This is a genomic window from Sphingomonas gilva (genome assembly GCF_003515075.1).
GTDB classification, from domain to species: Bacteria; Pseudomonadota; Alphaproteobacteria; order Sphingomonadales; family Sphingomonadaceae; genus Sphingomonas; species Sphingomonas gilva.
This window is the reverse complement of sequence record NZ_QWLV01000001.1, coordinates 1-15,992: the sequence shown is the minus strand read 5'-3', so window position 1 is coordinate 15,992 and position 15,992 is coordinate 1. Positions and strand designations below refer to the sequence as shown.

18 protein-coding genes and 1 tRNA gene are annotated in these 15,992 nt (G+C 69.0%); 8 read left to right on the top strand and 11 right to left on the bottom strand.

The features are described 5' to 3' along the window. The 4 genes from D1610_RS00095 to D1610_RS00080 all read right to left on the bottom strand — a co-directional run bounded on the left by D1610_RS00095 (window position 1) and on the right by D1610_RS00080 (window position 3,298). Complete coding sequence (locus D1610_RS00095; protein WP_118862890.1) at window positions 1–417, bottom strand: DUF3467 domain-containing protein; 417 nt, start codon at window positions 415–417, stop codon at window positions 1–3. 147 nt (window positions 418–564) lie between these two features. Beyond that, window positions 565–1,521: a sigma-54 interaction domain-containing protein gene (locus D1610_RS00090; RefSeq protein WP_222926897.1), complete on the bottom strand. Its 957-nt coding sequence runs from the start codon at window positions 1,519–1,521 to the stop codon at window positions 565–567. 946 nt (window positions 1,522–2,467) lie between these two features. Beyond that, window positions 2,468–3,061, bottom strand: a complete 594-nt coding sequence (locus tag D1610_RS17325; RefSeq protein ID WP_118862121.1) for a YdeI/OmpD-associated family protein — start codon at window positions 3,059–3,061, stop codon at window positions 2,468–2,470. Between the two features lie 146 nt (window positions 3,062–3,207). Further along, window positions 3,208–3,298, bottom strand: a tRNA-Ser gene (locus D1610_RS00080). 80 nt (window positions 3,299–3,378) lie between these two features. Here D1610_RS00080 and D1610_RS00075 point away from each other — a divergent pair. Further along, window positions 3,379–4,227 (top strand): peptidylprolyl isomerase, encoded by an 849-nt coding sequence (locus D1610_RS00075; RefSeq protein ID WP_118862120.1) that lies wholly within the window; start codon window positions 3,379–3,381, stop codon window positions 4,225–4,227. Window positions 4,228–4,475: 248 nt separating this feature from the next. Here the strand turns inward: D1610_RS00075 and D1610_RS00070 are convergent, their stop codons facing one another. Continuing rightward, window positions 4,476–5,165, bottom strand: coding sequence for an MJ0042-type zinc finger domain-containing protein (locus tag D1610_RS00070; RefSeq protein ID WP_118862119.1), 690 nt, complete (start codon window positions 5,163–5,165; stop codon window positions 4,476–4,478). A gap of 167 nt (window positions 5,166–5,332) precedes the next feature. On the opposite strand from D1610_RS00070, the gene ftsE reads away from it, so the two are divergent. The 4 genes from ftsE to D1610_RS00050 are packed head-to-tail and all read left to right on the top strand — an operon-like array spanning window position 5,333 to window position 8,140. Further along, window positions 5,333–6,037 (top strand): cell division ATP-binding protein FtsE, encoded by a 705-nt coding sequence (ftsE, locus tag D1610_RS00065; protein WP_118862118.1) that lies wholly within the window; start codon window positions 5,333–5,335, stop codon window positions 6,035–6,037. Further along, window positions 6,034–6,927, top strand: coding sequence for a cell division protein FtsX (locus tag D1610_RS00060; RefSeq protein WP_118862117.1), 894 nt, complete (start codon window positions 6,034–6,036; stop codon window positions 6,925–6,927). Before ftsE ends, D1610_RS00060 begins: the two co-directional genes overlap by 4 nt. Continuing rightward, entirely contained in the window at window positions 6,924–7,454 is a 531-nt protein-coding gene (locus tag D1610_RS00055) for a YdcF family protein (protein ID WP_118862116.1), read from the top strand. Before D1610_RS00060 ends, D1610_RS00055 begins: the two co-directional genes overlap by 4 nt. Then, on the top strand, window positions 7,451–8,140 hold the full coding sequence (locus D1610_RS00050) for a lysophospholipid acyltransferase family protein (RefSeq protein ID WP_118862115.1): 690 nt from the start codon (window positions 7,451–7,453) through the stop codon (window positions 8,138–8,140). Before D1610_RS00055 ends, D1610_RS00050 begins: the two co-directional genes overlap by 4 nt. A gap of 189 nt (window positions 8,141–8,329) precedes the next feature. Here the strand turns inward: D1610_RS00050 and D1610_RS00045 are convergent, their stop codons facing one another. Then, window positions 8,330–9,238, bottom strand: a complete 909-nt coding sequence (locus D1610_RS00045) for a prephenate/arogenate dehydrogenase family protein (RefSeq protein WP_118862114.1) — start codon at window positions 9,236–9,238, stop codon at window positions 8,330–8,332. Further along, a complete protein-coding gene (gene hisC / locus D1610_RS00040) occupies window positions 9,238–10,338 on the bottom strand; it encodes a histidinol-phosphate transaminase (RefSeq protein WP_118862113.1) in 1,101 nt (366 codons plus the stop codon). The genes D1610_RS00045 and hisC overlap by 1 nt, the downstream gene beginning before the upstream one ends. 112 nt (window positions 10,339–10,450) lie before the next feature. On the opposite strand from hisC, the gene D1610_RS00035 reads away from it, so the two are divergent. Genes D1610_RS00035 through metW form a run of 3 tightly spaced genes read left to right on the top strand, consistent with a single transcriptional unit; the run spans window position 10,451 to window position 12,674 of the window. Next, complete coding sequence (locus D1610_RS00035; protein WP_118862112.1) at window positions 10,451–10,885, top strand: hypothetical protein; 435 nt, start codon at window positions 10,451–10,453, stop codon at window positions 10,883–10,885. Window positions 10,886–10,944: 59 nt separating this feature from the next. After that, window positions 10,945–12,090, top strand: a complete 1,146-nt coding sequence (metX, locus tag D1610_RS00030; RefSeq protein WP_118862111.1) for a homoserine O-acetyltransferase MetX — start codon at window positions 10,945–10,947, stop codon at window positions 12,088–12,090. After that, window positions 12,087–12,674 (top strand): methionine biosynthesis protein MetW, encoded by a 588-nt coding sequence (gene metW, locus D1610_RS00025; protein ID WP_118862110.1) that lies wholly within the window; start codon window positions 12,087–12,089, stop codon window positions 12,672–12,674. The genes metX and metW overlap by 4 nt, the downstream gene beginning before the upstream one ends. 93 nt (window positions 12,675–12,767) lie before the next feature. Here metW and D1610_RS00020 read toward each other — a convergent pair whose 3' ends face one another. From D1610_RS00020 to D1610_RS00005, 4 genes are all read right to left on the bottom strand, one after another. Next, entirely contained in the window at window positions 12,768–13,145 is a 378-nt protein-coding gene (locus D1610_RS00020; RefSeq protein ID WP_118862888.1) for a cupredoxin domain-containing protein, read from the bottom strand. Between the two features lie 62 nt (window positions 13,146–13,207). After that, window positions 13,208–13,720 carry a single-stranded DNA-binding protein gene (ssb, locus tag D1610_RS00015; protein WP_118862109.1) on the bottom strand — a complete coding sequence of 171 codons (513 nt, stop codon included), beginning with the start codon at window positions 13,718–13,720 and terminating at the stop codon, window positions 13,208–13,210. Window positions 13,721–13,730: 10 nt separating this feature from the next. Further along, the gene (feoB, locus tag D1610_RS00010) at window positions 13,731–15,578 is read right to left on the bottom strand and encodes a ferrous iron transporter B (RefSeq protein WP_118862108.1); all 1,848 of its coding nucleotides are present in this window, start codon (window positions 15,576–15,578) and stop codon (window positions 13,731–13,733) included. After that, the gene (locus tag D1610_RS00005; protein ID WP_182466636.1) at window positions 15,575–15,826 is read right to left on the bottom strand and encodes a FeoA family protein; all 252 of its coding nucleotides are present in this window, start codon (window positions 15,824–15,826) and stop codon (window positions 15,575–15,577) included. Before D1610_RS00005 ends, feoB begins: the two co-directional genes overlap by 4 nt. Window positions 15,827–15,992 lie beyond the last annotated feature (166 nt).

Below are 15,992 nucleotides of genomic sequence, written 5' to 3'. Positions count from 1 at the left end.
CTACCTCTCTGTGGAAGCGGGAAGCGCCGATCCGTCGCGCGTCGCGGCGATCGGCCGGCGGCGCGCATCGATCGCGCGCCGTTCGAATTCGGACGGGTGGGTGAAGGCGAGATCGCCGTCGTTCGCGCCTGGCGCGATGTCCGGGATTTCCTGGTGCTTGCGCTCGAATTGGTCGATCGACTGGTTGAGCAGCTGCGCCAGCAGCTTGGCGTGGACGGGGCTCACCGCGATGCGGCTGAGCAGCTGGACCTCGCCCGATTGCGGTTCGAGCTGCCCGGCGTCGAGCAGGAACTCGAAGGCGTTGTGCCCGACCTCGAAATAATTGGCGTAGCAGGCGAGCGGCGGGCGTTCGTGGCGAAAGCCGCCGCCCTCGCCGGCGCAAGCCCCCTGCGTCTGTGTTTGCGGCGTGGCGGTCATGAACACCCCTTGCGCATCGCGTCGATGCAAGGGGCGGGTGCAAGCGTCAGGCCAACCGTTCGCACCCAGCAAAACCGGCCGATTTCGCGGCTGCGATGCGCGCGGGGCTGTCACATGTGACAGTCGCCGCGTAACAGAGGTGACAGCTCAGTCTTGGTCGTCCCCTTCGGGATCGAGCGCATATTTGGCGAGCTTGCGGTAGAGCGTCATGCGCGACCAGTTCATCTGGCGCGCCGCCTCCACCTTGTTCCACCTGGTCTCGCGCAGCACCTCGGCCAGCCGCTCGCGCTCGGGCGCGCCCGCGCTGCGGTCCGACGCGAGCAGATCGCGGAACGAGCGCGGCAGGTCCTCCAGCCGCACCGCGCGGTCCTGCGGCGCGTCGATGAACAGCGCTTCGACCATGTTGCGCAGCTCGCGCACATTGCCCGGCCAGCTATATTGGCGCATCGACGCGAGCAGCGCTGCGTCCGGCCGCCCCACGCGCATCGCCAGGCGGCTGTTCTGTTCGGCGATGAAATGATCGACGATGGGGGCGATATCCTCCGGACGCGCGCGCAGCGGCGGCAGGTCGATGCGGGCGACGTTCAGCCGATAGAACAGGTCGGCGCGGAACTGGCGGGCGGCGACCAGCTCCTCGAGCCGCTGGTTGCTCGCGGCGACGATCCTGACGTCGACGGCGCGCGGCCGCACCGATCCGACCGCGGTGACCTTGCGGTCCTCCAGCACGCGCAGCAGCTTGGCCTGCGCGGCCGGCGCCATCTCGCCGATCTCGTCGAGGAACAGCGTGCCGCGGTCGGCCTGGGCGAAGCGGCCGGGGAAGCTCGCCATCGCGCCGGTGAACGCGCCGCGCTCGTGGCCGAACATCTCGGATTCGAACAGGGCGTCGGGTATCGCGGCGCAATTGACCGACACCAGCGGCCCGGCCGCGCGCGGCCCCAGCGCGTGGATGGCCGATGCGACCCGCTCCTTCCCGGTGCCCGTCTCGCCGGTCACCAGCACGGTCGCGTCGCTCCGCGCCACCTTCGCCAGATAGCCGCGCATCTCGGTGATCGCGGCGCTCGCGCCGAACAGGCCATCGCGAGCAGGCGCAGCCGTCCCCTCCACCAGCGTGACCCTTCACCCGCGGCGCCATGTGGCCCGCGTCCAGATTGCGCACAACGTCCTCGCCCGCCCTGTTCGGGAAAAACGATCGGACAGTGTTTGTGGTTTGTTTTACAGCAGGAGAGCCGGGGTGGGCGTTCGCGCTGCGCGACTCATGGGGCGATCCAGGGCGGATGCTAGGCCTCCCCAGGCCGGGGCACAACGCGCAAGCGACAGAATGAGGCTTATAAAAGCCGTTCGGGAGGGACGCGGCGCGGACGGCGGCCCGGTGCCGTCGGTTGAAGGCGGGAATCGGCCGGTCAGACCGTCTTTCCAGCGCCGCGCCAGGTCCTCATCGCCCTGAACTTGGCCGCGATTTTCCGATGGGCTGGATCAGTGCATATGTCTGCGCCCAACGAGGATGATGGCCGGCCAGTCTCCCTGCTGCCGAAAATATGAGCCTGAACGCGTCACTTGGCGCACGCCAGGCTTCGGACGGCCGCATCCCAGTCGACAGCTTTGGCGGGCCACGCCCGCTGAGGATGAGCACTATACCTACGCTGTAGCGCTACGATAGCAGACGGAGGCCTTCCGGCCCAGTTTACGCCGTTGAGTGATGCCTTTGCCGACCTGCCACCTGCCGTCTGCTCAGGTGGCCAAGGCTGTCCAGAACGTACGCCAATCGAACGAGGGGCGCTGGACTAGGGTCCAAACCCAATTAGGACAGGGTCGTGACGGAGCGGATTTTGGCGCACGGCTAGGAGCAAGGAGGGAGCGATGCTGAAGCATCGTGACCAACGCGCGACGCCGCTGTGCGCCAAAAGCCGCCCGCCGCCGAGGCGGTCGCCCGGAGAGGCCCGCTGGCCGCGTCGCTTGCTTGCGCGTAGCACCAGCTACGCGTCTGCGCCGCGCTCCTTGCCAGCGGGCCTCTCCGGGCGATCACGATCCCTGTCCTAATTGGGTTTGGACCCTAGCCATGAACCGTCTCGCCGCGCCCGAGCATCTCGACGAAATCAGCGATACGCTTGGCGCGCGTTTCGGACCTTTTCGCCGTGCTGACGCGATAGAGGATCGCGTAGCGGTTCGCACCTTTCAACGTCGCGAAGAACTCTGCGGCCCGGGGCGCGGCATCGAGCGCGGCCTGCAGATCGGGCGGCATTTGCGCGGTGCTCGCGGGCGCATAAGCAGCATCCCACCGACCGTCGGCCTTGGCGGCTTCCACCTCGGCCAAGCCAGTGGACTGCATCCGACCCTGCTTGATCAACTCCACGGCGCGGGTCCGATTGACCTCGGACCATTTGCTTGCGCGCTTGCGCGGCGTGAAGCGAACCAGCCAGCTCTCCTCGTCATACTTGTCGAGCTGGCCATCGATCCAGCCATGGCAAAGCGCCGCGTCGATTGCTTCCGCTTTCGAGAGACTGGTAACCGCCGCGCCTTTTTTGGCGAGTTTTAGCCACAACCCCCTCGAAGTCCTCGGTTCCGCCGCCAGCCAAGCGCCGAAGGCGGCGGCGTCCTCAAAGCCGATTATGGGAAGGCCCGCTCGGATCTCCATTTCCATCTCCATCGGGAGGGGATCATATTACGCCTGCCTCGTGGGGCAACGGCAGATGTCTGCGTCGGGCTGCCTTTAGGCCAAGTCCCACAAGCCGTCATTCAGCAGCCGAGCGTAGCGGCGGCGGCTCAAAAGTCGAACGGCGGCGTATGGCGGAATGGCGGAGCGGGAGGGATTCGAACCCTCGATACGGTTTTGCCGTATACTCACTTTCCAGGCGAGCGCCTTCGACCACTCGGCCACCGCTCCGCATTCCCTGGCAGGAGGTGCGCACCTAATCGGCTGGCGGCGCTTCCGCAAGCCGCCTTGCCGTGGCATCACTGCCGGCCATGACGCTTCCCGCCCTGCTGCTCGCCCTCGCCGCGCCCGTCCAGGCCGCCGCGCCCTCCCCCGCCGATCCGATCGAGGCCGACTGGCGAACCATCCCCGACGACGAGATCATGATCATCACGCTGGCCGACGGGCGCGAGGTCGTGGTCCGGCTCGCGGCCCGCTTCGCGCCCGAGCATGTCGCCAATATCCGGAAGCTGGCGCGCGCCGGATGGTGGGACGACGCCAGCGTCTACCGCGTCCAGGAGAATTGGGTGACCCAGTGGGGCGATGCGACCGAGAAGAAGCCGCTGCCCGCCGACATCGCCCGGCGCCCGGCGGCGGAGTTCGAGATTCCGGCCTTCACGCCCGCGCAGCGCATGACCAAGTCGGACGCGCGCTCGACGGCCAGCGGCTTTTCCGCCGACGGCTGGCCGATGGCGACCGACGGCAAGGCGGCGTGGCTGACGCATTGCTACGGCATGGTCGGCGTCGCGCGAGACAGCCTACCAGACACCGGCACGGGGGCGGAGCTGTTCACCCCGATCGGCCAGTCGGCGCGGCGGCTCGACCGCAACTACACGATCGTCGGGCGGATCATCGGGGGCATGGGCCATATGGCGTCGATGCCGCGCAGCGACGCGCCGATGGGGGTCTATGCCGATCCCGGCGAGCGGACCGGCATCACTTCCGTCCGGCTCGCGAGCGACATTCCCGCCGCCGAACGGCCGCGGTATGAGTACCGCGCCACCGACAATCCCCGCTTCGCCGCGCTGATCAAGCTGCGCGAGAATCCGGCGCCCCCCACGATCGGCACCGGCGGCGCGGACGTCTGCGAGATCGCGCTGCCGACACGCCGGGCCGGCTAGGACGAGCACTGGGACGGATCGAAGATTGGTTCACGCGAAGGCGCGGAGGCGCAGAGATGTGGTTCTGCCGCGCCGGCGGCTCTCATCTTCCTGAGGTTTTCGCTTGGCGCAGCGTAGGGAGGTGAATGCGCTTCGCGCAGGGCAGCGACATCTCTGCGCCTCCGCGTCTCTGCGTGAAAAACCGTCTTCGCGGCCTCGCGCCTTCGCATGAACCCAAACCCTGCGAGGCCGGCAAATGTCGATCCGCCCTAGCCGCCGGAGAAGCTGAGGTTGAGCTCGCGCGAATTGGACGGCACGTCGAGCTTGGCGCTGTTGAACTCCAGCTCGGCGCGCGGGCCCAGCGTCCGGCGCGAGGGAGCGACCGTCCAGCTATAGACCAGCCGCCCCTGCGCATCGCGCAATTCGGCGATGATGTCGGGCACGCGCTGCGCGCGGTCGGTGGGGTTGATGATGCGGCCGCTGACCGCGAACAGCTCGTTGCCGCTCTCCAGATCGCGCCGCTCGACCGTGTAATCGGCGAAGCGCAGCGGCACGTCGGTCTGGGTGACGGGCAACCCCAGCTTGCTCGCGATGTCGGCGGCGAAGCCCGGCGTGCCGAAATAGTGGATCGCGCCGATCGCGCCTAGCATCAAGAGGCCCGCGATCACCGCCGCGATGGTCCAGCGCCGCGCCGGGTTGCGCCGCGCCCGGAAGGGCGGGCCGTGCCGGAACGCGTCATAGTCGCGATATTCGACGCTGACCGCCGGTTCGGGCGCAGGCACGGGGGCGGGTTCGGGTGGTGGCGGGTCGAATACCGGCGCCTCGGGCTCGGGTGCGCGGGGCCCTTCCTGGAACCAGCTGTGCTTGCAGCTGGCGCAGCGCACCTGCCGCCCGTCCACGCCGATGGCGCTGTCGGGAACGACATAGCGGGTACGGCATTCGGGGCAGACGAGGATCATGCGCGCGTGGTTTTCCCGGGTCCGCCGGTGATTGGACAGCCCCTCATTGTAAACACCCTGCACGAAGCGCGCGCAAGCCCCTGAAAGCCGCCGAGTCGCCGCCCTTGATGCGCCCTCCCGCTTCGTGCGATGGCCTGCACCGGGGGTCGAGGTTTTCCAAGGCGCGCATGGCCAGCATCGTCCAGTTCGAGAATGTCGGCCTGCGCTACGGCACGGGGGCGGAGGTGCTGTCCGACGTCAGCTTCTCGCTGGGCAAGGGCGCCTTCTATTTCCTCACCGGCGCGTCTGGAGCGGGCAAGACCTCGCTCCTCAAGCTGCTCTACCTCGCCCAGCGCCCCAGCCGCGGGCTGATCCGGCTGTTCGGCGAGGATGCGGTGACGATGGCGCGGGGGCGGCTTCCCGGCTTCCGTCGCCGGATCGGCGTGGTCTTCCAGGATTTCCGGCTGGTCCAGCATCTGTCGACGTACGACAATGTCGCGCTTCCGCTCAGGATCGCGGGCATGTCGGAGAAGGAGCTCGACACCCCGGTGCGCGAGATGCTCGCCTGGGTCGGCCTCGCCGAGCGCGCCGACGCGCGGCCGCCGACGCTGTCGGGCGGCGAGCAGCAGCGCGTCGCGATCGCGCGCGCGGTGATCGGCCGGCCCGAGATGCTGGTGGCGGACGAGCCGACCGGCAACGTCGATCCCGACATGGCCGAACGGCTGCTGCACCTGTTCGACGCGCTCAATCGCCTCGGCACCACCGTCGTCGTCGCGACGCACGATCTGCACCTGATCAGCCGCATCCCCAATGCGCGGATGATGCGGCTCGATCGCGGGCGGCTGTCCGATCCCACCGGCGAGCTGCGCTTTCCGCCCGGAGCGCCGGCATGAGCTTCGGCTGGGCCGCATCGCCGCCCGACAGCCGGCTGCTGCAGGAAGGCCGGCTGACGGGTCCGATGCCGTGGATCATCGCGATCATGATGTTCCTGACCGCGCTCGCCGCCGCCGCGGGTCTCGGCCTCGCCAATGCGTCGAGCGCGATGGACGCGCGGCTGGCGGGCCGGCTGACCGTCCAGATCGTCGACGCCGACGCCGAATCGCGGGCGCGCGACGCGCGGCGGGTCGCGACCGCGCTGGAGACGCTGCCCGGCGTCGCCAAGGTCGAGCAGGCCGACCGCGCCGAGCTCGCCGCGCTGCTCGAGCCCTATCTCGGCGCCGACGGGCTCGACCGCGACCTGCCGATGCCCGCGCTGATCGACGTCGATCTGGACAGCGCGGAGGAAAGCGCGGTCGCCGAGGTGGAGGGCGTCGTCGCGCGCATCGCGCCCGCCGCGCGGGTCGATCGCCATGCGCGCTGGCTTGCGCCGGTCGAAAGCCTGTTCGGCTGGCTGACCTGGCTCAGCATCATGATGGTGCTGCTGATGGCGGCGGCGACCGGCGCGGCGGTCGTGCTCGCCGCGCGCGGCGCGCTCAACACCCACCGCGCGACGATCGACGTGCTCCACCTGATGGGCGCGACCGACCGGCAGGTGGCGCGGCTGTTCCAGCGCCGCATCGCGCTCGATGCGCTCTTGGGCGGCGCGACCGGGCTGGTGGTGGCGCTGATCGTCATCATGCTGCTCGGCTGGCAGGTCGGCTCCCTGCAATCGGAGCTGGCGAGCGGCGTCACGCTCGCCTGGCGCGACTGGCTGCTGCTGCTGGCGCTGCCGCTGCTCTTCGCCGCGCTCGCCACGCTGGCGGCGCGTACCACCATCCTGGCCGCGCTGAGGAAATTGCTGTGATCAAGCGCGTGGCGGCGGCCGTCATCCTGCTCTGGGCGTTGGGCTTCGCGCTGTTCGCCGTCACCCTCGCGCAGCCGCTGGAGGGGCGGACCACCGACGCCGTCGTCGTTCCCACCGGCGGGGCGGGGCGCATTCCGCGCGGCATCGACCTGCTGCAGCGCAAGCAGGCGAAGCGCATGCTCATCACCGGCGTCGCGCGCGACGTGCGGCCGATCGAGCTCGCCATCGCCAACGACGCGCCGCCGGCGGTGTTCGCCTGCTGCATCGATCTCGGCCGGTCGGCGGTCGACACCCGCTCCAACGGGCTGGAGACCGCGCACTGGATCGAGCGGCGCGGGTTCAGGTCGGTGCGGCTGGTGACGACCGACTGGCACATGGCGCGCGCGCATTACGAGCTCAGGAGCGCGCTTGGCCCCGATATCGAGATCGTCGACGATGCAGTGCGCTCCAGCCCCGGCCTCGGCGTGCTGCTGCGCGAATACAACAAGTATCTGCTCGCCCGCGCGGCGGGGCTGATCGGGCTGTGAGGCGGCTGCGCGCGACCCTGTTCGCGCTGATCTTCTACGGCGTGTCGGTGCCGATCGTGCTCGGCGCGCCGGTCGCAGGATTGCTCGGCCGGCCGGCGATGCGCGGCTGGGTGCGGATGTGGGCGCGCTGGCACCGCTGGTGCGCGAGAGCGCTGCTTGGCGTGCGCGTGCGCGTGGAGGGCGCGCCGCCGGCGCACCCGCTGCTGATCGTCGCCAAGCATGAGGCGATGTTCGAGACGATCGAGGTCGTGCTGATGCTGCACGAGCCCGTCGTGGTGATGAAGCGCGAGCTGGCCGACATCCCGATCTGGGGCTGGTGCGCCAGGCGTTACGGCATGATCGTGATCGACCGCGAGGGATCGGCGCGAACGCTGCGCCAGATGGTGCGCGAGGCCAAGGCCGCGGTCGAGGCTGGGCGCGCGATCGTGCTGTTCCCCGAAGGCACCCGCGTGCCGCATGGCGAAGCGCCGCCGCTCCGCTCGGGCATGGCCGGGCTCTATCGCGCGCTGGGCCTGCCGGCGATGCCGCTTGCGGTCGACAGCGGCCGCTTCATCCCGCGCGAAGGACTGCCGCGCCCGGGCACCATCACCTTCCGCTTCGGCGAGGAGCTGCCGCCCGGCCTGCCCCGCGCCGAAGCCGAGGCGCGCATCCATGCGGCGATCAACGTGCTGAACGGTGGGCAGTAGAACAGGGGTGTTCATGCGAAGGCGCGAAGGCGCAAAGAAGAGATAGGGTTTTCACGCGAAGCGCGAAAAGAGCGGCAGCTTCATCCATTACCGTTCGATCGCGCAAATGCGGAACGGCGGCCACGCAATATCTTCGCGTCTTCGCGCCTTCGCGTGAACCATCCTTCTTTTACTTCGCCCTCGCGAAGATCAGTCGTGCAACCGCCCGAAATCCGGCCTGGAATCGTCCTGGCCCTCTTCGATGATCGAGCGCCGGACCGCGCGGGTGCGGGTGAACAGGTCGAACAGCGCGTCGCCGTCACCCCAGCGGATCGCGCGCTGCAGCGCGGAGAGGTCTTCAGAGAAGCGCTGCAGCATCTCCAGCACCGCATCCTTGTTGGCAAGGAACACGTCGCGCCACATCGTCGGGTCCGATGCGGCGATGCGAGTGAAGTCGCGAAAGCCGCCGGCCGAATATTTGATCACCTCGCTCCTCGTCACCGCCTCGAGGTCGGACGCCGTGCCGACGATGGTGTAGGCGATGAGGTGCGGCAGATGGCTGGTGACGGCGAGCACCAGGTCGTGGTGCCCGGCCTCCATCGTCTCCACCCGCGCCCCGAGCCTGGTCCAGAAATCGGCGAGCCGCGCGACCGCGAGCCGGTCGGCGCCCTCGGCGGGCGTCAGGATGCAATAGCGATCGTGGAACAGGCTGGCGAAGCCGGCCTCGGGGCCGCTATTCTCGGTTCCCGCCACCGGATGCGCCGGGATGATCGTCGCGCCCGGCAGCGCTTCGGCGAGCGCCTTCGCGACCCCGGCCTTGGACGATCCGACATCGCTCACCACCGCGTCGGCGGGCAGGTCGCCGGCGATCTCCGCCGCGACCCCCGCCATCGCGCCGACGGGCACGCACAGGATCACCAGATCGGCGTCGGTCACCGCCGCGCCCGCGCTGTCGGCGATGTCGTCCGTGAGGCCGAGGGCGCTCGCCGCATCGCGCACGTCCGCGCTCGCGTCATAGCCGGCAAGCGCCACCGTCGGCATATGCGCCCTCACCGCGCGCGCGATCGAGGAGCCGATCAGCCCCAGCCCGATGATCGAGACGCGGGCGAATGGAAGCATCAGTCCTCGCCGCCCAATATCTTGCGCAGCGCCGCCGCCACCCCGCGCGTCTCCTCCTCGGTGCCGATCGAGATGCGCAGGGCTTGCGGCAGCTTCTGCCCCGGCAGCCAGCGGACGATGAAGCCTTCGTGCATCAGCCGCTTGTACGCGTGCTCGGCGCTCATCGCGCCCTCGAACAGCACCAGCAGGAAATTGGCACGGCTGGGCACGGCGCGGACGCCGTGATTGGCCATGCCGGCGATCTCGCCCGCCAGCCATTTGAGCCAGCGGTCGTTGTGCGCGCGGCTGTGCTCGACGAAATCGGTCGCGCCCAGCGCGGCGATCGCGGCGTGCTGGCCGGCGGTCGTCACGTTGAACGGCGCGCGGATGCGGTGCATCGCCGCGACCGCCTCGGCCGATCCGTAGCCCCAGCCGATCCGCTCGGCGGCGAGGCCGTGGATCTTGGAGAAGGTCCGGGTGATGATGACGTTGGGCTGGCCGATCGCCAGCTCCAGCCCGCCGTCATCCTCCTCGGCGGAGAGATATTCGGCATAGGCCTGGTCGATCACCAGCATCACGTCGGCCGGCAGGCCGGCGTGCAGCCGCGCGATCTCGTCGCGCGAGGCATAGGTGCCGGTCGGATTGTTGGGATTGGCGATGAACACCACCCGCGTCCGCTCGGTGACGCAGGAAAGGATCGCGTCGACGTCGGTGGCATAATCCTTGTCGGGCGCGATCACCGGGGTCGCGCCGACGCGCCGCGCGGCGATCTCGTACACCGCGAAGCCGTAGCGGACGAAGATCACCTCGTCCCCCGGCCCGGCATAGGCGCCGGCGGCGAGGTGCAGCACCTCGTCCGATCCGGTGCCGTAGATCACCCGCGCCGGATCGAGCCCGTAGGCGCGCGCGATCGCCTCGCGCAGCTCGGGCGCGGCGGCGTCGGGATAGCGCGAGAGCGAACGATCCGCCGCCTCGAACGCCGCGCGCGCGGCCTCGCTGGTGCCCAGCGGATTCTCGTTGGAGGACAGCTTGGCCACTTCGCGGCCGTCGTCGGTCCTGGACTTGCCCGGCACATAGGGGGCGATGTCCATGATCCATTGCTTGGGGCTGGGTGCAGTCATGCGCGGCTCCTTAGGGACCATAGTCGGCACCGGCAATGGTCCCTCAGCCGATTGATGCCCCTTCGGATTCGCGGCTAATCGGTCCTTAACCCTGCGCGGATAGCGAAGGCATATGATGGAGCTGACCCCACGCAGCTTCCCTGTCGATCCGGAGCGCGCGGCTGGTTCGCCGCGCCCCGGCCCGTCGGAAGCACAGAAGACGGCCGATGCGGCCTTCGCCGCGGCGCGCGGCGCGGCGCGCAAGCCGCTGTTCCGCCCGCCGCCGCCCAAGCCCGCGCCGCTGCCGGCATCAGACGACGTGCTCGACGTCCGCCTGGCCGAAGAGATCGACTATATCCGCCGGATGCTCGATGCGATGGGCGAGCGGCTCGCCGCCGATCCGATCCTGCTCCAGCGTCATGGCCAGGCGATGCAGGGCTTCGACCTGATCGCGCAGATGCTCGGCCATGTCGCGAGCGTGGTGGGGACCTGCAACCGCGACGCCGCGATCGAGCGGATCATGCCCGACATGCGCGCGCGGCTGACGCGCAAGTCGCTGTTCGGCTGAACCCTCTCCGCGGGGCCGATGTTGACAGCGCGCGCGCCGCGGCCATAGCGCCGCACGCGATGACCAGCGACCAGCGTTTCGGCCTTCAGCGCCACGTCCGCCTCACCCAGCCGCTCGCGCTGGACGGGGGCGCGGTGCTGCCCGCGGTCGAAATCGCCTATGAGACCTATGGCGCGCTCAACGCGGACGCCTCCAACGCCATCCTGATCTGTCACGCGCTGACGATGGACCAGCATGTCGCCAGCAAGCATCCGATCACGGGCAAGCCCGGCTGGTGGGAGCAGATGGTCGGCAGCGGGCGCCCGATCGACACCGATCGCTATTTCGTCATCTGCGCCAATGTGCTCGGCAGCTGCATGGGCTCGTCGGGGCCGGCGAGCATCGATCCGGCGACGGGGGCGCCCTACGCCATGGCCTTTCCGGTCATCACCATCCGCGACATGGTGCGCGCGCAGGCGATGCTGCTCGATCATCTCGGCATCGCGCGGCTGATGGCGGTGGTCGGCGGGTCGATGGGCGGGATGCAGGCGCTCTCCTGGCCAGCGACCTATCCCGAACGCGTGGCGTCGGCGGTGGTGATCGCCTCCACCGCGCGGCATTCGGCGCAGAACATCGCCTTTCATGAGGTCGGGCGCCAGGCGGTGATGGCCGATCCCAATTGGCGCGGCGGCGCCTATTACGGCCACACGCCGCCCACCGCGGGTCTGGCGGTGGCGCGAATGGCGGCGCACATCACTTACCTCTCCGAAGCCGGCCTGACCGAGAAATTCGGTCGCAAGCTGCAGGAGCGGGATACCAAGACCTTCGGCTTCGACGCCGATTTCCAGGTGGAGAGCTATCTGCGCCACCAGGGCATCAGCTTCACCGACCGGTTCGACGCCAACGCCTATCTCTACATCACCCGGGCGATGGATTATTTCGACCTCGCCGAAGAGCATGGCGGGCGGCTGGCCGATGCGTTCAAGGGCAATGCGACGCGCTTCTGCCTGATCAGCTTCGATACCGACTGGCTGTACCCGACGGCCGAATCGCGCAGCATCGTCCATGCGCTGAACGCGGCGGGCGCGGCGGCCAGCTTCGTCGAGCTGAAGAGCCCGTTCGGCCACGACGCCTTCCTGCTCGACGTGCCGGAGATGAACCGCGTGATCGACGGCTTCCTGCGCGCGGTGGAAACTCCCTCTCCCCTGAAGGGGCGAGGGCTTTGACGCTGCGCCCCGACCTCGCGATCATCGCCGCCAATGTCGCGACCGGCTCGCGCATCCTCGATGTCGGCTGCGGCGACGGGGCGCTGATGGCGGCGCTGCGTGATGAGCGCGGCTGCGACGCGCGCGGGCTGGAGATCGATCCGGCCAATGTCGCCGCCGCCGTCGCTCGCGGATTGTCGGTGATCCAGGGCGACGCCGACACCGATCTCGCCGACTATCCCGACGGCGGGTTCGATTACGCGATCCTCAGCCAGACGCTGCAGACGACGATGCGGCCCGATTGGGTGCTCGATCAGCTGCTGCGGATCGGCGCGCGCGCCTTCGTCAGCTTCCCCAATTTCGCGCATTGGCGGGTGCGCGCCTCGCTCTTGTGGGGCGGGCGGATGCCGGTGACGCGGCTGCTGCCCGTCGCCTGGTACGCCACGCCCAATATCCACCACGTCACCATCGACGATTTCCGCGCGCTGGTGGCGGAGCGCGGGCTGACGGTGGAGGGCCAGTGGTTCCTCGCCGGGGATAAGCGAAGGAGCGCGCTGGCGGCGAATTTTGCCGCGGAGCACGCGGTGTTCCTGCTGCGAAAATAGCCGTCGCCCCTGCGCAGGCAGGGGGCCGCTGGCGGCATACGCTACGTTGATTGTGCCACAAACCCAGCGGCCCCTGCCTTCGCAGGGGCGACGTTATGACACGACGATCATGCCCTTCATGCCGAAGGTCGAATGAAGGAAGTGCGAGCAGTGGACCGGATAGCGGCCCGCGGGCGGCGCGGTCAGGCGGATGCCCACCGTGGTGCGGCCGGGCACCTCGATCCCGCCATCCTCCAGCTTGGCGCGGTCCTCCGCCGCGACGCCCGCCGCGGCGAAGAATTCGCGCGCGACGAAGTCATGCCCGCCCTTCGCCGCGTTGGTGAAGCGCAGCACATAGGGCTGGCCCTGCCGAAGCGCGATCGTCTCGGGCGTGTAGCGGAAATTGGCGAGGGTGATGGCGATCGTCTCGGGCGCCTGGACGGGCGCCGCAAGCGCGCATGCGAACGGGATCAACAGGGCTTTGCCGATCATGTGCCGGTCCTCCACTGGAGGGTCGGCGCGCACGGCCGACTCGACCGCGCGCGATCATACGCTCAAAATGGAACGTCGTCGTCCAGATCGCTGTCGAACGCGTTCGGCCGGCTGCCGCCGCCGCCGCGCGACTGGCCGCCGCCCGAGAAGCCGTCATCGCCGCCGCGGCCCCAATCGTCACCGCCGCCGCGCGATCCGCCGCCGCCGCCCTGGCCACCACCCGGCGCGCCGTCGAGCATGGTCAGCACCGAGTTGAAACCCTGCAGCACGATCTCGGTCGAATAGCGGTCCTGGCCGTTCTGGTCCTGCCATTTGCGCGTCTGCAGCTGGCCCTCGATATAGACCTTGCTGCCCTTGCGCAGATAGCGCTCGGCGACGTTGGCGAGGCCTTCGTTGAAGATCGCGACCGAATGCCATTCGGTCTTTTCCTTGCGCTCGCCGGTGTTGCGGTCCTTCCAGCTTTCCGAGGTGGCGATGCGCAGATTGACCACCTTGCCGCCGTTCTGGAAGCTTTTCGACTGCGGGTCCTGGCCCAGATTGCCGACCAATATGACCTTGTTGACGCTGCCCGCCATGTTCGCTCCGCTATAATCCGAGTGCCGTTGCGACCCAGTAGGTCGCTCCAGCAGCGATGTAGGCCAGCGCGAACAGGTAGACAATCATCACGATCGGCCAGCGCCATCCATTTGTTTCCCGGCGGGCGACGGCGATGGTCGAGAGGCACTGCGGCGCGAAGACGAACCAGGCGAGGAAGGCGAGCGCGGTGGGCAGCGGCCAGCTGTCGCTCAGCCGCCGGCCGAGCGCCTCGGCGCCCTGCTCCTCGTCGGGCGCGTCGATCGAATAGACCGTCTGCAGCGCGGAGACGGCGACCTCGCGCGCGGCCATCGCCGGGATCACCGCAAGCGACATCTCATGGTTGAAGCCGATCGGCCGCAGCACGACCTCCAGCCCCGACGCGATCCGCCCGGCGACCGAATATTCGCTCTGCTTCACGCCTTCGGGCGCGACCGGATAGCTGGCGAGCAGCCACAAGGCGACCGTCACCGCCATGATGATCGTGCCCGCGCGGCGCAGGAACACATAGGCGCGCTGCCACAGCCCGATCAGCACGTCGCGAACCGACGGCAGCTGGTAACGCGGCATCTCCATCATGAAGCCGCTATTGGCGCCCCTGGCAGCGGTGCGGCGGATGACCAGTGCGGCAACCATCGCGCCGGCGATTCCCGCCAGATACAGCCCCAGCAGCACCAGCCCCTGCAGACCCACGCCGTAGCCGATGTCGCGCGCCGGGATGAACGCGCCGATGATCACGGCATAGACCGGCAGCCGCGCCGAACAGGTCATCAGCGGGGCGATCAGGATCGTCGTCAGCCGCTCCTTCGGGTCGTCGATCGACCGCGTCGCCATGATGCCGGGGATCGCGCAGGCGAAGGAGGAGAGCAGCGGAATGAACGCGCGGCCGGAAAGGCCGACGCCCGCCATCAGCCGGTCCATCAGGAACGCGGCGCGGACCATGTAGCCCGACGCCTCCAGGATCAGGATGAACAGGAACAGGATCAGGATCTGCGGCAGGAACACCACCACCGATCCCACGCCGTTGATGACGCCTTCGACCAGCAGGTCGCGCAGGAAATTGTCGGGCAGGCCGGCCACCGCCGCCTCGGCCAGCCACCCCTGCGCGCCCTCGATCCAGCCGATCGGCGCCTCGGACCAGCTGAACACCGCCTGGAACATGACGAACATCAGCGCCAGCAGGATCAGCGGGCCAAGCACCGGATGCAGCACCACGCGGTCGATGCCGCGGGTGAACTTGCGCGCGCCGGGCTGCTCGACGATCGCGGCCGCCGCGATCCGCCGGGCGTCGCGCTGGAAATGGCGAATGTCGGTGTCGAAGCCCTCGATCACGGCCGGTTGCGGCCGGCCGATCACGCCCGCCAGCGCGTCCTTCAGCGCCTCCAGCCCGCGCTTGCGCACCGCGACCGTCTCGACCACCGGCATGCCCAGCTCGCGCGACAGCATGTCGGCGTCGATCTTCAGCCCGTCGCGCACCGCCATGTCGATCATGTTGAGCGCCAGCACCATCGGGCGGCCCAGCGCCTTCAGCTGGAGGACGAAGCGCAGATGGTTGTCGAGGTTGGTCGCGTCCGCCACCACCACCAGCGCATCGGGGGTGCGCTCCAGCTCGCCATTGCCGGAGACGACGTCGCGCGTCACCTCCTCGTCGGGGCTGGACGGTTCGAGCGAATAGGCGCCGGGCAGGTCGACCAGCTCGACCGGGCGGCCGTCGTTCAGCGCCATGCGGCCCGAATGCCGCTCCACCGTGACGCCGGGATAGTTGCCCACCTTTTGCCGCGCGCCGGTCAGCGCGTTGAACAGCGCGGACTTGCCGGCATTGGGATTGCCGACCAGCACGATCAGGGGGGCGTGCTTCATGCCGGCAGGGTGACGCGGATGGTCGTGGCGACGCGGCGGCGCAGCGCCACGGTCATGCGGCCGATGCGGCACGCCAGCGGATCGCCGCCCAGGCTGGCGCGGTGGAGCAGCTCGACGGTCACCCCCTCGTCCAGCCCGAACTCGCGCAACCGCCGGCTATCCTGCGCGCCCAACGCCTCCCAATCGACCGAATGGACCGTCGCGGGCTGATTGGGACGCAGGGTCGCAAGGCTGTCGGGAAGGCTCATGCTGCGAGCGATTATCAATATCGGGTGGGTTTGGAAACCCTAGGGTCCAAACTCAATTAGAACAGGGATCGTGATCGCCCGTGGAAGACCGCCGACAAGGAGCGCAGCGCAGTCGCGTAGCCGAAGCTACGCGCAAGCAAGCGACGACGCTCGGCGGTCTTCCACG